At 34.1% G+C, this 14809-nt stretch carries 13 protein-coding genes, 1 tRNA gene and 1 other annotated feature; all 14 genes read right to left on the reverse strand.

The window, feature by feature from the left end; translation table 11 throughout:
* Positions 1-68: 68 nt before the first annotated feature.
* Positions 69-3605 carry a DNA-directed RNA polymerase subunit beta' gene (rpoC, locus tag AC2A4K_RS15765; RefSeq protein ID WP_322504986.1) on the reverse strand — a complete coding sequence of 1179 codons (3537 nt, stop codon included), beginning with the start codon at positions 3603-3605 and terminating at the stop codon, positions 69-71.
* A 79-nt stretch (positions 3606-3684) separates the two neighbouring features.
* Positions 3685-7386 carry a DNA-directed RNA polymerase subunit beta gene (gene rpoB, locus AC2A4K_RS15770; protein ID WP_322504985.1) on the reverse strand — a complete coding sequence of 1234 codons (3702 nt, stop codon included), beginning with the start codon at positions 7384-7386 and terminating at the stop codon, positions 3685-3687.
* A 305-nt stretch (positions 7387-7691) separates the two neighbouring features.
* Positions 7692-8057 (reverse strand): 50S ribosomal protein L7/L12, encoded by a 366-nt coding sequence (rplL, locus tag AC2A4K_RS15775; RefSeq protein ID WP_003452170.1) that lies wholly within the window; start codon positions 8055-8057, stop codon positions 7692-7694.
* A 57-nt stretch (positions 8058-8114) separates the two neighbouring features.
* Positions 8115-8615 carry a 50S ribosomal protein L10 gene (rplJ, locus tag AC2A4K_RS15780; protein WP_322504984.1) on the reverse strand — a complete coding sequence of 167 codons (501 nt, stop codon included), beginning with the start codon at positions 8613-8615 and terminating at the stop codon, positions 8115-8117.
* Between the two features lie 32 nt (positions 8616-8647).
* Positions 8648-8774 (reverse strand) — a sequence feature (ribosomal protein L10 leader region).
* Positions 8775-8830: 56 nt separating this feature from the next.
* On the reverse strand, positions 8831-9520 hold the full coding sequence (gene rplA / locus AC2A4K_RS15785; RefSeq protein WP_322504983.1) for a 50S ribosomal protein L1: 690 nt from the start codon (positions 9518-9520) through the stop codon (positions 8831-8833).
* 57 nt (positions 9521-9577) lie between these two features.
* Positions 9578-10003, reverse strand: a complete 426-nt coding sequence (gene rplK, locus AC2A4K_RS15790) for a 50S ribosomal protein L11 (protein ID WP_003452181.1) — start codon at positions 10001-10003, stop codon at positions 9578-9580.
* Positions 10004-10077: 74 nt separating this feature from the next.
* Positions 10078-10599 carry a transcription termination/antitermination protein NusG gene (gene nusG / locus AC2A4K_RS15795; protein ID WP_322504982.1) on the reverse strand — a complete coding sequence of 174 codons (522 nt, stop codon included), beginning with the start codon at positions 10597-10599 and terminating at the stop codon, positions 10078-10080.
* A 38-nt stretch (positions 10600-10637) separates the two neighbouring features.
* Positions 10638-10862 (reverse strand): preprotein translocase subunit SecE, encoded by a 225-nt coding sequence (secE, locus tag AC2A4K_RS15800; protein WP_322504981.1) that lies wholly within the window; start codon positions 10860-10862, stop codon positions 10638-10640.
* 51 nt (positions 10863-10913) lie between these two features.
* Positions 10914-11063 (reverse strand): 50S ribosomal protein L33, encoded by a 150-nt coding sequence (gene rpmG / locus AC2A4K_RS15805; RefSeq protein WP_003482374.1) that lies wholly within the window; start codon positions 11061-11063, stop codon positions 10914-10916.
* A gap of 182 nt (positions 11064-11245) precedes the next feature.
* Entirely contained in the window at positions 11246-12439 is a 1194-nt protein-coding gene (gene tuf / locus AC2A4K_RS15810; RefSeq protein WP_322504980.1) for an elongation factor Tu, read from the reverse strand.
* A gap of 66 nt (positions 12440-12505) precedes the next feature.
* Positions 12506-12581, reverse strand: a tRNA-Thr gene (locus AC2A4K_RS15815).
* A gap of 82 nt (positions 12582-12663) precedes the next feature.
* Positions 12664-13311, reverse strand: a complete 648-nt coding sequence (gene sigH / locus AC2A4K_RS15820) for an RNA polymerase sporulation sigma factor SigH (protein WP_322504979.1) — start codon at positions 13309-13311, stop codon at positions 12664-12666.
* 81 nt (positions 13312-13392) lie between these two features.
* Positions 13393-13902: an NYN domain-containing protein gene (locus AC2A4K_RS15825; RefSeq protein WP_322504978.1), complete on the reverse strand. Its 510-nt coding sequence runs from the start codon at positions 13900-13902 to the stop codon at positions 13393-13395.
* A gap of 15 nt (positions 13903-13917) precedes the next feature.
* The gene (gene rlmB / locus AC2A4K_RS15830; RefSeq protein WP_322504977.1) at positions 13918-14787 is read right to left on the reverse strand and encodes a 23S rRNA (guanosine(2251)-2'-O)-methyltransferase RlmB; all 870 of its coding nucleotides are present in this window, start codon (positions 14785-14787) and stop codon (positions 13918-13920) included.
* Positions 14788-14809 lie beyond the last annotated feature (22 nt).

Consider the following 14809-nt stretch of genomic DNA (forward strand, 5'->3'; position numbering starts at 1 on the left):
TTAGTACTTTGCTAAGCACACAAACTGTATTTTATCATCTAAGAATACTACTGTCAACAAAATTAATCTTATTCTTCAATCTCAATTATTGTTTCAGCTTCTTGATTATTATTTTCAGTATTTAATTTTAATGATCTGTATTTCATCATACCTGTACCTGCTGGAATTAACTTACCAATTATAACATTTTCTTTTAATCCAACAAGAGGATCAATCTTTCCTTTAATTGCTGCATCAGTAAGAACTCTTGTTGTTTCTTGGAATGATGCTGCTGATAAGAAACTATCTGTAGCAAGAGCTGCTTTAGTAATACCAAGAAGAACTATATCTCCTTGAGCTTTTTCTCCTCCAAAACTTTCAACTCTTTCATTTTCAGCTCTGAAATCGAATATATCAATCATTACACCTGGTAATAAATTAGTATCACCTTGCTCAGTTATCTTAACCTTTCTAGTCATTTGTCTAACAACAACTTCTAAGTGCTTATCGTTGATATCAACCCCTTGAAGTCTATAAACTTTTTGAACTTCTGAAAGTAAGTACTCTCTTGCACCATCAACACCTTTAATGCTCATGATATCATGTGGATTAACTGAACCTTCTGTTATTTCATCTCCAGCTCCTATAGCTATACCATCTTTAACTTTTAATCTTGATCCAAATGGTATATCGTAGCTATATTCTTCTCCTGAATCAGTAACAACATAGACTGTTCTCTTCTTCTTAGTTTCTTCTATTCTTACAGTACCTGCAACTTCACTTACAATTGCTAACCCTTTTGGTTTTCTTGCTTCGAATAACTCTTCAACCCTTGGAAGACCTTGAGTTATATCGGCTCCCGCAACTCCACCTGTATGGAATGTTCTCATTGTAAGCTGTGTTCCTGGTTCTCCGATTGATTGAGCAGCTACGATACCAACAGCTTCACCAATATTAATTTTATATGATGTTGCCATGTTCATACCATAACACTTAGTACATACCCCAACCTTAGAATCACATGTAAATACTGATCTTATTTTTACTTTTTGAATTCCAGTATCAGCTATTTTTTCCGCTAAAATTGGATCCATATAAGTATCTTTTGCAGCTAAAAGCTCTCCAGTTTCTGGATGGAAAACATCTTCAGCAGTATATCTTCCTGTTAATCTTTCAGCTAATTGTTCAACTACTTCTGAACCTTCTTTTATTTCTTCAACGTAAATACCATTTTGAGTTCCACAATCATGCTCTCTTACTATAACATCTTGGCTTACGTCAACAAGTCTTCTTGTTAAGTAACCTGAGTCAGCAGTTTTAAGTGCTGTATCGGCGTTACCTTTTCTAGCTCCGTGAGTAGATATAAAGTATTCTAATACATCAAGACCTTCTCTGAATGATGCTCTGATTGGTAACTCGATGATTTTACCTGATGGACTCGCCATAAGTCCTCTCATACCAGCTAACTGTTTAATCTGTGACTTAGATCCTCTGGCTCCTGAATCTGCCATCATGAATATTGGGTTAAATTTATCCAAACTATTCATCAATGTATCTGCAACTTCTTCAGTAGTCTCAGTCCATTTTTCTATAACTCTTTCATATCTTTCATCTTCAGATATAAGACCTCTTCTATACATTTTTTCGATCTTATCTACAGTTTCATCAGCTTCTTTTAATAGTTCATATTTCTTTTGAGGAACTATCATATCTGAAGCAGCTACTGTAACAGCTCCGATTGATGAATAATGATATCCTGTTGCTTTTATGTTATCAAGCATTATTGAAGTCTTAGTTGGACCATGCTTTAAGTAACATTTATCTATTATTTTTCCTAATGACTTTTTAGTTATTAAGAAGTCTATTTCTAAATTAAACATTTCTTCAGGATTTTCTCTATTAACGAACCCTAAATCTTGAGGTATACATTCATTGAAAATTATAAATCCTGGAGTTGTTTTGATTATTCCTGACTTAATTTCTCCGTTTATTTCCTTAGAAACTTTCACATTGATCTTAGCATGAACATCAACTTCTTTTAATTGATATGCCATTATTACTTCATCAAATGATGAGAAGTATTTTCCTTCACCTTTAGCACCATCTTTATCCATTGTTAAGTAATATGAACCTAGAACCATATCCTGAGTAGGTACACAAACTGGTCTACCATCAGAAGGTTTCATTATATTACCTGCAGCAAGCATTAAGAATCTAGCCTCAGCTTGTGCTTCAACTGATAAAGGTACGTGAACAGCCATCTGGTCTCCATCGAAGTCAGCGTTGTATGCTGTACAAACAAGTGGATGAAGTTTTATAGCTCTACCTTCAACTAATACTGGTTGGAATGCTTGAATACCTAATCTATGTAGAGTAGGTGCTCTGTTTAGTAATACTGGATGATCTGCAATAACTTCTTCAAGTACATCCCAGACTTGTGGCATTACTCTTTCAACCATTCTCTTAGCACTCTTTATGTTATGAGCAACTCCGTCTTCAACTAACTTTTTCATAACAAAAGGTTTGAATAGCTCTAAAGCCATTTCCTTTGGAAGACCACATTGATACATTTTTAATTCTGGTCCAACAACGATAACTGATCTTCCTGAATAGTCAACCCTCTTACCAAGAAGGTTTTGTCTGAATCTTCCTTGCTTACCTTTAAGCATATCTGATAATGATTTAAGAGGTCTGTTTCCAGGACCAGTAACTGGTCTCCCTCTTCTACCGTTATCTATTAAAGCATCTACAGCTTCTTGAAGCATTCTTTTTTCGTTTCTAACTATTATGTCAGGAGCTCCAAGGTCTAATAACTTCTTAAGTCTATTGTTTCTATTTATAACTCTTCTGTATAAATCATTTAAATCTGAAGTAGCAAATCTACCTCCATCTAATTGAACCATTGGTCTTAAATCAGGTGGTATAACTGGTATTACATCAACTACCATCCACTCAGGTTTATTTCCTGATGATTTGAATGATTCTACAACTTCTAATCTTCTTATTATTCTAACTTTTTTCTGACCTGTGCTTTGCTTTAATTCTTCTTTAAGTTCAGCAGCAGTTCTCTCTAAATCTATTTCTGATAATAAAGTTTTAACAGCTTCTGCACCCATTCCAGCTACAAAGCTTTCTTCTCCATATTTGTCACACGCTTCTCTATATTCTTTTTCATTAAGAAGTTGTTTCTTTAATAATGAAGTTTCTTTTGGGTCGATAACTATATATGATGCAAAATATAGAACTTTCTCTAAAGCTCTTGGTGACATATCAAGAATTAATCCCATTCTTGAAGGTATTCCTTTGAAATACCATATATGAGATACAGGCGCAGCTAATTCAATATGAGCCATTCTCTCTCTTCTAACTTTAGATTTAGTTACTTCAACACCACATCTGTCACATACAATACCTTTATATCTAACTCTTTTGTATTTTCCACAGTGACATTCCCAGTCTTTTATAGGTCCGAATATTCTTTCACAGAATAATCCGTCTCTCTCAGGTTTTAATGTTCTATAATTAATAGTTTCAGGTTTCTTTACTTCTCCTCTAGACCACTCTCTAATTTGTTCTGGAGATGCTAACCCGATTTGTAAAGCATCAAAATTATTTAATTCGAACAAGGGTGTGTCCTCCCTTCATAGTTTAATGTGAATTTTTAAATATCCCCTTACTCGTGTGAGTAAGGGAACACTTTATATCCTAGTTAAAATCATCTTCTATGTCTAAATCACTTGTGAAGTCTAATAGGTCTATGTTTTCGTAGTCTATTTCTTCTTCAATTTCTTCTGCTGGGATGTATGCTTCCCCTTTTTCTTCCTTAGTTTCTTCTGTTGAATCTTCAGTACCCTCCATGTTAACTTCTAACACTTCGATTTCCTCATCTTCTTCAGCTAATTCTTTGAATTTAACCTCTTGATTGTTGTCATTTAAGACTTTAACATCTAAGCATAAAGCTTGAAGTTCTTTAATAAGAACCTTAAATGATTCTGGCACTCCTGGTTCAGGAATATTTTCACCTTTAACAATAGCTTCGTAAGTTTTAACTCTACCTACAACGTCATCTGACTTAACAGTAAGTATTTCTTGAAGAGTATGAGCTGCACCATATGCTTCTAATGCCCAAACCTCCATCTCTCCGAATCTTTGTCCTCCGAATTGTGCCTTACCACCAAGTGGCTGTTGAGTTACTAATGAGTAAGGTCCTGTTGATCTAGCATGGATCTTATCATCAACTAAGTGAGCAAGTTTTAAGATGTACATGATACCAACAGTTACTGTGTTATCAAACTCTTCACCAGTTCTACCATCTCTTAAAACTGTTTTTCCATTTCTGTTGTAACCAGCTTTTTCTAAGCAGTCTTCTATATCACTTTCTGTTGCACCATCAAAAACAGGTGTTGCAATGTGCCATCCTAAAGCACTTGCAGCCCATCCTAAGTGAACCTCTAGTACCTGACCGATGTTCATACGTGATGGAACCCCTAGTGGATTTAAGCATATTTGAAGTGGTCTACCATCTGGTAAGAATGGCATATCTTCTTCTGGTAATACTCTTGAGATAACCCCTTTATTACCATGACGACCTGCCATCTTATCTCCAACAGATATCTTTCTCTTTTGAGCAATATAACATCTTACAAGTTCATTAACTCCTGGTGATAAATCATCTCCATTTTCTCTTGTAAATACTTTTACATCAACTATTATACCGGCTTCCCCGTGTGGAACTCTTAAAGAAGTATCTCTTACTTCTCTAGCTTTCTCACCAAAGATAGCTCTTAATAATCTTTCCTCAGCAGTAAGTTCAGTTTCTCCTTTAGGTGTTACTTTTCCTACAAGAATATCTCCTGATCTTACCTCAGCACCGATTCTGATTATACCTCTTTCATCTATATCTTTTAAAGCATCCTCACTTACGTTTGGAATATCTCTAGTTATTTCTTCAGGTCCTAACTTAGTATCTCTAGCTTCACATTCATACTCTTCTATGTGGATTGATGTAAATACGTCTTCTCTCACTAACTCTTCTGAGATAAGCATAGCATCCTCGTAGTTATATCCTTCCCAAGTAATGAATCCCATTCTTATGTTTTTACCTAAAGCTATTTCTCCTAAATCAGTTGAAGGTCCATCTGCTAATACTTCACCTTTAAGTACCCAATCACCTTTAGCCACTATTGGTCTTTGGTTTATACAAGTACCTTGGTTACTTCTCTTGAATTTAAGAAGTCTATAAGTATCAACACCACCATCTAATTCTCTTTTAACTCTTACTTCATTAGCACTTACATAAACTACTTCACCAGCATTTTTAGCCTTTGGAAGAACTCCTGAGTCTACAGCTGCTTTGTACTCTATTCCAGTACCAACTATTGGAGCATATGGTTTTAATAATGGAACTGCCTGACGTTGCATGTTTGATCCCATTAGAGCTCTTGATGCGTCATCGTTCTCTAAGAAAGGTATCATTGCTGTTGCAACAGATACTAACTGTCTTGGAGAAACGTCCATTAAGTCAACATCTTTATTTGGAACTACTAATACCTCACCTTTATCTCTAACAGTTACTTTCTTATCTATAAAGCATCCATTTTCGTCTAATGGCTCATTAGCCTGAGCTACTAGGTATTGGTCTTCCTCATCAGCTGTGAAATATCTTATTTCACCTGTTACTCTTCCTTCTTCTTTATCAACAACTCTATAAGGAGTTTCGATAAATCCATACTCATTAACCTTAGCATAAGTAGCTAATGAGTTTATAAGACCTATGTTTGGTCCCTCTGGAGTCTCGATAGGACACATTCTACCATAATGAGAGTGGTGAACGTCTCTAACTTCGAAACCAGCTCTTTCTCTTGAAAGACCTCCTGGTCCAAGAGCTGATAATCTTCTCTTGTGAGTTAACTCAGATAATGGGTTTGTTTGATCCATGAACTGTGATAACTGTGAACTACCAAAGAATTCTTTTATAGCTGCTGCTACAGGTCTTATATTGATTAATTGTTGTGGTGTAATAGCTTCTTGGTCTTGAATAGTCATTCTCTCTTTAACTACTCTTTCCATTCTTGATAAACCAATTCTGAATTGGTTTTGTAAAAGCTCTCCAACACTTCTTAATCTTCTGTTTCCTAAGTGATCTATATCATCAATATATCCAATGTTATAAGCTAATCCTATTTGGTAACTTATTGTAGCAAATATATCATCTTTGATGATGTGTTTAGGAATAAGTCTTGTCATATTCTTTTTGATTTCTTCTTTTATAGTTTCTTCATCAGAATAGTTATCTAAGATTTCTCTTAATGTTGGATAGTGAACTAATTCTCTGATATTTAAATCTGATATATCAAAGTCCACACACTTATGTATATCTACAAAGTGATTACCTATAACTCTAATTACTCTGTCTTCAACTAAAACATCTACTGAATTTATTCCTCTATTTTGGATCTCTTCAGCTTTAGTTCTTGATATTTTTTCACCTTTTGAAACTAAAACTTCACCAGTTAATCTATCTACTATGTCTTCTGCTGCTATTTGGTTAGCTATTCTTAAACCAATTGCAAGTTTTTTATTAAACTTGTATCTACCAACTCTTGATAAGTCGTATCTCTTAGCGTCGAAGAATAAAGAATCTATTAAACTAACAGCACTATCAACTGTAGGTGGTTCACCTGGTCTTAATCTCTTATAGATTTCTAGTAATGCTTCTTCCTTAGTCTTAGTATTATCTTTTTCTATTGTAGCTTTGAATCTTTCTTCTTCACCAAAGTACTCTAAAAGTTCTTGGTCACTTCCAAAGCCCATAGCTCTTCCTAATATACTTATAGGAAGTTTTCTTGTTTTATCTATTCTTACATAGATAACATCATTTGAATCTGTTTCATACTCTAACCATGCACCTCTGTTAGGTATAACTGTTGCTGAAAACAGCTTTTTACCAGTTTTATCTACATTATAATTATAGTAAACTCCTGGTGATCTTACTAACTGAGAAACAATAACTCTTTCGGCACCATTAATTATAAAAGTTCCTTGCTCTGTCATTAATGGGAAATCTCCCATAAATACCTCTTGTTCTTTTATTTCTCCAGTCTCTTTGTTTTGAAGTCTTACAGCTACTTTTAGCGGTGCAGCATAAGTAGTGTCTCTTTCTTTGCACTCTTCAACTGAATATTTTATGTTATCCATGTCTAGAGTGTAACCTACAAACTCAAGCACAAGATTTCCAGTAAAGTTTGAGATAGGATTAATATCATCAAAAACTTCATAAAGTCCTGCATCTAAAAACCATTTGTAAGAATCTAATTGAATTTCAATTAGGTTTGGCATTTCAGCCACGTCTTTGACTTTTGCAAAGCTCATTCTCGTTCTTTTTCCAACTTGGACAGGATGTACCATCAACTTTCACCCCTTGTATAAACTAAAATAGCCAAAAGCATACTTTCCCTAAGGACCTACGCTTTCGGATTACATACAATATCATCTTTTTAGTATACCCATTTTTTTCTGTAGTATACATAAAATTCATATTCAACTTTATACTATTACACAATAGTACATTTACTTATGGTATCATAGGCAATACCCATTGTCAATATTCTTAAAAAATTTACTTTAAATTATTTTTTAACCCTCAATCTCTTGAGCTAAAAAAAAGAGGCACTACTCAGTACCTCTTTTAATATTTTAAAATTAAGCTTTAATTACTTAAGCTCTACTTCAGCTCCAACTTCAGCTAATTTAGCTTTCATGTCTTCAGCTTCTTCTTTAGCTACAGCTTCTTTTAATGTTTTAGGAGCTCCATCAACTATTTCTTTAGCTTCTTTTAATCCTAATCCAGTTAATTCTCTAACTGCTTTGATTACTTTTATTTTGTTTGCACCAGCATTAGTTAATACTACGTCAAACTCTGATTTTTCTTCTGCAGCAGCACCTGCAGCAGCTCCGCCTACAACAGCAACTGGAGCAGCAGCGCTTACTCCGAATTCTTCTTCACAAGCTTTAACTAACTCGTTTAATTCTAAAACACTCATTTCTTTTATAGCTTCTATGATTTGCTCTTTTGTCATGATTCGCACCTCCGAAATTTCTTTCCTGTTTTTTTAAGTTTCTTTTATTTTTATAAATTATTCAGCAGATTCTTCTTTCTTGTCTGCAATTGCACTTAATAAATATGCAAAGTTTGATACTGGTGATTTGATACTTCCAAGAAGTTTTGCAAGTAAAACTTCTCTTGAAGGTATAGCAGCAAGTTGCTCAGTTTCTTCTTTATTATAAACTGTTCCTTCTACTATAGCAGCTTTTAACTCAAGCTTTTTGTTTTCCTTAGCGAAATCGTTAAGTATTCTAGCTGGAGCAGTAGCATCTTCGTAACCGAAAGCTATTGAAACTGGACCTTCTAAGTATTCAACTATTCCATCAAAACCTAATTCTTTTGCAGCTAGAGTAACTAGTGTGTTTTTGTAAACTTTGTACTCAATTCCTGCTTCTCTTAAGTTCTTTCTTAAGTTTGTATCTTGTTCTACTGTTAAACCTTGGTAGCTAGCAAGTACAACTGATTGAGCTTTTTCTAATTTCTCTTTGATTTCTGCAACTTTAGCTTCTTTTAATTGTCTGTTTTTGTTCACTGTGTCCACCTCCTCACAGTTTTTAACTGCTTTATATAATAAGAAAAGTCTTCCCGTAGACATAGGAAGACTATTATATACACTATAATTGCCCTCGGTAGGTTGTTCTACGTTATACCTTACGGTACCTACTGTCTACGGAAACTTTCATTCACTTTTTTCAACAAAAATTATTTTAACATGAGCTTAATCTTATGTCAAGCATTTTATTAAAATTAATCTAAAGTTTTAGCTGGATTAACTTTAGCTCCAGGTCCCATAGTAGCTGAAACTGAAACTGATTTTAAGTATTGTCCTTTAGCAGCAGCTGGTTTAGCTTTTACTAAAGCATCCATTAAAGCTGTGAAGTTTTCAACTAACTTCTCAGTTCCGAAAGATTTCTTTCCTATTGGACAGTGAACTATAGCAGTCTTATCTACTCTATATTCAACTTTACCTGCTTTTATTTCTTTTATAGCATTAGCTACGTCAAATGTAACTGTTCCTGATTTTGGGTTTGGCATTAAACCTTTAGGTCCTAATACTCTACCTAATCTACCAACTACACCCATCATATCTGGAGTAGCAACTACTACATCGTAATCGAACCAGTTTTCACCTTGTATTTTTTGCACTAATTCGTCAGCTCCAACGAAATCTGCTCCTGCAGCTTCTGCTTCTTTAGCTTTCTCACCTTTAGCGAAAACTAAAACTTTAACATCTTTACCAGTTCCGTGTGGAAGAACAACAGCTCCTCTAACTTGTTGGTCAGCATGTCTTGGGTCTACACCTAATCTTACGTGTAATTCGATAGTTTCATCGAATTTAGCTTTTGCAGTTTTAACAGCAAGCTCTAAAGCTTCTGCTGGAGTATATAATGCATTTTTATCTATTAATTTTGAACTTTCAATATATTTCTTTCCCATTAATATAATCCTCCTTTGTGGTATTAGCGGTTTTTACCTCCCACCGATTTGAATAAATTATTCTACTACTACTACACCCATACTTCTAGCAGTACCTTCGATCATGCTCATTGCAGTTTCGATTGTTGCAGCATTTAAGTCTGGCATTTTTAATTCAGCAATTTTTCTTATTTGCTCTTTAGTGATGTTTCCAACTTTAGTTCTGTTTGGAACACCTGATCCACTTTCTAAGCCTAATTCTTTCTTTATAAGAACTGCAGCTGGTGGAGTTTTTAGTATGAAGCTGAATGATCTGTCTTGATATACAGTTATTACAACTGGTATTATTAAGCCAGCTTTATCAGCAGTCTTTGCGTTGAATTCTTTACAGAATCCCATTATGTTTACACCGTGTTGACCTAAAGCTGGTCCTACTGGTGGTGCTGGTGTTGCTTTTCCTGCAGGAAGTTGAAGTTTTATCATTCCTGTTACTTTCTTAGCCATGAGTTTATTCCTCCTATACTGTGGTAATTATCGGACTTCCGCCCTCCCACTTGATCGAGACGTTAGTCTGATTTTTAATCTAATTTTTCTACTTGATTAAAATCTAGTTCAGCAAGAGTTTCTCTACCGAACATATCTACTAAGGCTTTAATTTTGCCTTTTTCAACATTTATTTCTTGGATTATAGCAGCAAAGCCACTTAAAGCTCCTGAAATAATGTTTATAGTTTCTCCTACCTCCAAGTCAATATCCATAGCAGTTTTCATTACTCCCATAGAATCTACCTCTTCATCGGTAAGCGGTACAGGTTTTGACCCTGGACCTACAAAGCCAGTTACTCCTCTTGTATTTCTTACGACATACCAAGATTCGTCTGTCATAACCATGTTTACTATAACATATCCTGGGAATTTTTTCTTTAAAGTAACTTTTATCTTACCATCTTTCTCTTCTGCACATTCTTCCATTGGAACTTGAATGTCTAAGATCAAAGATTCTAAGTTTCTGTTCTCTATAGTCTTCTCAAGATTTGCTTTAACTTTGTTTTCGTATCCTGAATATGTGTGTACTACGTACCATCTAGCTCTATCACTCATATTATACCGGTGAATAAAATCACCAAACCTCCCTTATATTATTTAAGTCCAAACACTAACTCAAAGAGGTTCTTAAATACAAAATCCATTGCACCTATTAGGGCAATAGATATTACAGTAAATATTATTACTGCAATAATGGCCTTTTTAGCTTCTTCTTTTGGTGGCCAAGTTATTCTTTTGATTTCTGCCTTAACCCCTCTAAAGAACTTTGTTATTCCAAAGCCTCTGCTTTTTTCATTTACATTTTGCTTTGCAGCCATAAATTCACATCCTTAACACCATAATGTATTAGAATTTTTTCATTCAAAACACTACTTAGTTTCTCTGTGAAGAGTATGAGTCTTACAGAACTTGCAGTATTTTTTCATCTCTATTCTATTAGGATCGTTTTTCTTGTTTTTCATAGTGTTGTAGTTTCTTTGCTTGCACTCAGTACATGCTAAAGTTACTTTTACTCTCACGTTCAGCACCTCCAGTTTTGTTGTATATTAAAAGTAGTTCTATCTACCAATACACTGCTAGTTTATTACTAAAATACATTATCATAAATATACACAAGTGTCAACAAACGTTGGCTATGTAAAGGACTAGGTTATTTAACCCAGTCCTTATTATGATAAACTATATGTTGTTTTGCTTAAAACTACTCGATTATTGAAGTAACAACTCCTGAACCTACAGTTCTTCCACCTTCTCTGATAGCGAATCTTAATCCTTCATCCATAGCGATTTCAGTGATTAATTCAACTTCCATATCGATGTGGTCTCCAGGCATAACCATTTCCATTCCGTCTGGTAATTTGATTGATCCTGTAACGTCTGTTGTTCTGAAGTAGAATTGTGGTCTATATCCATCGAAGAATGGAGTATGTCTTCCACCTTCTTCTTTTTTAAGTACGTATACTTGACCTACGAATTTTTTATGTGGGTTGATTGTTCCAGTTTGAGCTAAAACTTGACCTCTTTCGATGTCAGTTCTTTGGATACCTCTTAATAATGCTCCGATGTTATCTCCAGCTTGTGCTTCATCTAATAACTTTCTGAACATTTCGATTCCTGTTACAACAGTTTTTCTTCTTTCTTCAGTTAATCCGATTACTTCTACTTCGTCTCCTACATGTAGAACTCCTCTTTCAACTCTTCCTGTTGCAACTGTTCCTCTACCAGTGATTGTGAATACGTCCTCTACTGGCATTAAGAATGGCTTATCTGTTGCTCTTTCTGGTGTTGGGATGTAAGTATCAACTGCTTCCATTAACTCTCTGATACAAGCTGTTGCAGCTTCGTCAGTTGGGTTTTCTAATGCTACTAAAGCTGATCCTTTGATTACTGGAATGTCATCTCCTGGGAAGTTGTACTCGCTTAATAACTCTCTAACTTCCATTTCAACTAATTCTAATAATTCTTCGTCGTCAACCATATCTGCTTTGTTTAAGAATACTACGATGTGGTCAACTCCAACTCTTGATGATAATAGGATATGCTCTCTTGTTTGAGGCATTGGACCATCAGCTGCTGAACAAACTAAGATAGCTCCGTCCATTTGAGCTGCTCCTGTGATCATGTTTTTAACATAGTCAGCATGTCCTGGGCAGTCAACGTGAGCGTAGTGTCTATTAGCTGTTTCGTACTCAACGTGAGCTGTGTTGATTGTGATTCCTCTTTCTTTTTCTTCTGGAGCTTTATCTATTTCATCGTATTTGAATGCTTCTGCTCCACCAGCTTGTGCTAAAACTGTTGTTATAGCTGCTGTTAAAGTTGTTTTACCGTGGTCTACGTGACCGATTGTTCCAATGTTAACGTGTGGTTTGCTTCTTTCAAATTTTGCTTTTGACATTGCAAATTCCTCCTTTAAAATTCAAATAAACTCTACCTAGCGTGTTGTATTTTCCTTATTTTGGATTGGAGCTCACGATCGGGATTGAACCGACGACCTCCGCCTTACCAAGGCGACGCTCTGCCGACTGAGCTACGTGAGCACCTTACATTCATTTAATTTACCTATGCCATAAAAATTTTACTACTAATAAAATTCTTTGTCAATACTTTTAAAAAATTGCATTATTTAATGTTTAAACATTTTTCAAGCTTTCTTTTTACACGTTGTAGTGCATTATCTATAGATTTAGCTTCTCTATCTAAATCACAAGCAATTTCCTGATATGATTTACCATCTAAATAAGAATGTAACACTTCTAATTCTAATTCTGAAAGCACACTATTTATTGCACTTTCTATTTTTTCAACCTCTTCCTTACCTATGATCAATGATTCAGGATCTGTAATTGTTATTCCCACAACAGTATCTAAAAGAGTTCTATCAGATTCCTCTTCATAAATAGGTTTGCTTAGAGAGATATACGTATTAAGCGGGATATGTTTTTGCCTTGTTGCTGTTTTTATTGCAGTTATTATTTGTCTAGTAACACAAAGTTCCGCAAAACTTTTAAATGACGCAAATTTTTCTGGATTAAAGTCTCTTATAGCTTTATATAATCCAATCATTCCCTCTTGGTATATATCCTCTTTATCTGCTCCTATAAGAAAATATGATTTAGATTTAGCTCTTACAAACTGCTCATACTTACTTATTATATATTCTTGAGCCCTATTTTCACCATTCTTAGCTAGTATAACAATTTCTTTATCTGTTAGATCTTTAAATTCTTCGCAATTATCAATTTTAGCTAAATCATAAGTAATCCCCATATTCTCTACACCCCCAGATAGAAACCTTATATCCAATAAATTACAAATAAATTATAAGATTTATATTTTACTTAGTCAATATTACCCTCTTCTCATTTTTTCTAATTTTTCTAATACACTTTCCTCTAAGGTATCTCCTAAAAAGTTTTTACCTATTTCAGATTTATTTTTTTCTGCCTTTTTTCTAATGTTATCCTGAACTTTTAATACTTCATTGTAGAATTCAATAGATGACATTCTGACAGCCCCTCTTTGGAAGATAGTTTGTTGTTCTAATCTATCTGAGGTTACAACAATAACTTCAACCTTTCTTCCTAATTCATCTACCATTCTCTCAATATATGCATCAGCAATTTCGCCTTCTTTTGTAAAGACAGTAATTATATTTCCAGATACCTCTTTACTCTCTATATTCCCAGCAACCTTATGTGCATCAAAAACCAAATAAATTCTACAAGAGTTAAAAGCAGCATAGTTTTCAAGCATTTCTGTAAGCTCTGTTCTTGCTATGTCATAGCTATAATTTTTTGACTTTTTTAAATTAGGCCAACTATTTATAACATTATAACCATCTATAAATATAACTCTCATTTTATCACTCTTTTTCTACTTTATTATTCTTGATTTTAATACCTCATACATCATTATACCACCTGCAACTGAAGCATTTAAAGAATTAATTTTTCCAACCATTGGTATTTTAACTAATTTATCGCATTTCTTTTTAGTTAGATTAGACATTCCTCTACCTTCACTACCTATAATTATTCCACAAGCTCCTTTGAAGTTTGTTTCATAACTGTACTCTTCTCCAGCTATATCAGCTCCATATATCCATACATTATTAGCCTTTAATTCTTCAATAGCATTGTTTATATTAGTAACTTTTGCTATTTTCATATGCTCAATAGCTCCCACAGAAGCTTTATAAACAGTTCCAGTTACTCCAACATTTCTTCTCTTTGGAATTATAATACCATGAGCACCACATAATTCTGCTGTCCTTACTATTGATCCTAAATTATGAGGATCTTCTAACTCATCTAAAATAACTATGAATGGATCTTCATTTTTACTCTTAGCTAAATCTAATATATCTTCAACAGTACTATATTTAAAAGGAGTTATTTGTGCTATTATCCCTTGATGAGCTTTAGTTTCACTCATTAGGTCAAGCTTCTTTCTATCAACTTCTTTTACAACTATTTTCTTTTCTTTAGCTAATCCTAAAATTTTGTTTATTGAACCTTCCATTTTTCCATTAGCTATAAATATTTGCTCTATAGTCTTATCTGACTTTAATAATTCTATAACAGCATTTCTTCCTTCTACTAAATCTTCTCTTACTTTAACTTCTTCTTCAACGAAACTTCTATTATTTCTAGCATATTTTTCTTCTCTTGATCTTTGTTCTCTTTCTAAAGCATACTTTTGCTTACGAGTTAATTGTTTATATTTATTTTCTGACTTTGTCATTTTGTTCTCTCCTTAAAATTTT

This window comes from Clostridium sp. LIBA-8841, assembly GCF_057782475.1.

Coding starts and splice junctions, on each gene's coding strand:
- rpoB (WP_322504985.1), bottom strand. CDS start 7,386: ATGGTACATCCTGTCCAAGTTGGAAAAAGAACGAGAATGAGCTTTGCA.
- rplL (WP_003452170.1), bottom strand. CDS start 8,057: ATGACAAAAGAGCAAATCATAGAAGCTATAAAAGAAATGAGTGTTTTA.
- rplA (WP_322504983.1), bottom strand. CDS start 9,520: ATGGGAAAGAAATATATTGAAAGTTCAAAATTAATAGATAAAAATGCA.
- rplK (WP_003452181.1), bottom strand. CDS start 10,003: ATGGCTAAGAAAGTAACAGGAATGATAAAACTTCAACTTCCTGCAGGA.
- nusG (WP_322504982.1), bottom strand. CDS start 10,599: ATGAGTGATAGAGCTAGATGGTACGTAGTACACACATATTCAGGATAC.
- secE (WP_322504981.1), bottom strand. CDS start 10,862: ATGGCTGCAAAGCAAAATGTAAATGAAAAAAGCAGAGGCTTTGGAATA.
- tuf (WP_322504980.1), bottom strand. CDS start 12,439: ATGTCAAAAGCAAAATTTGAAAGAAGCAAACCACACGTTAACATTGGA.
- sigH (WP_322504979.1), bottom strand. CDS start 13,311: ATGGGGATTACTTATGATTTAGCTAAAATTGATAATTGCGAAGAATTT.
- AC2A4K_RS15825 (WP_322504978.1), bottom strand. CDS start 13,902: ATGAGAGTTATATTTATAGATGGTTATAATGTTATAAATAGTTGGCCT.
- rlmB (WP_322504977.1), bottom strand. CDS start 14,787: ATGACAAAGTCAGAAAATAAATATAAACAATTAACTCGTAAGCAAAAG.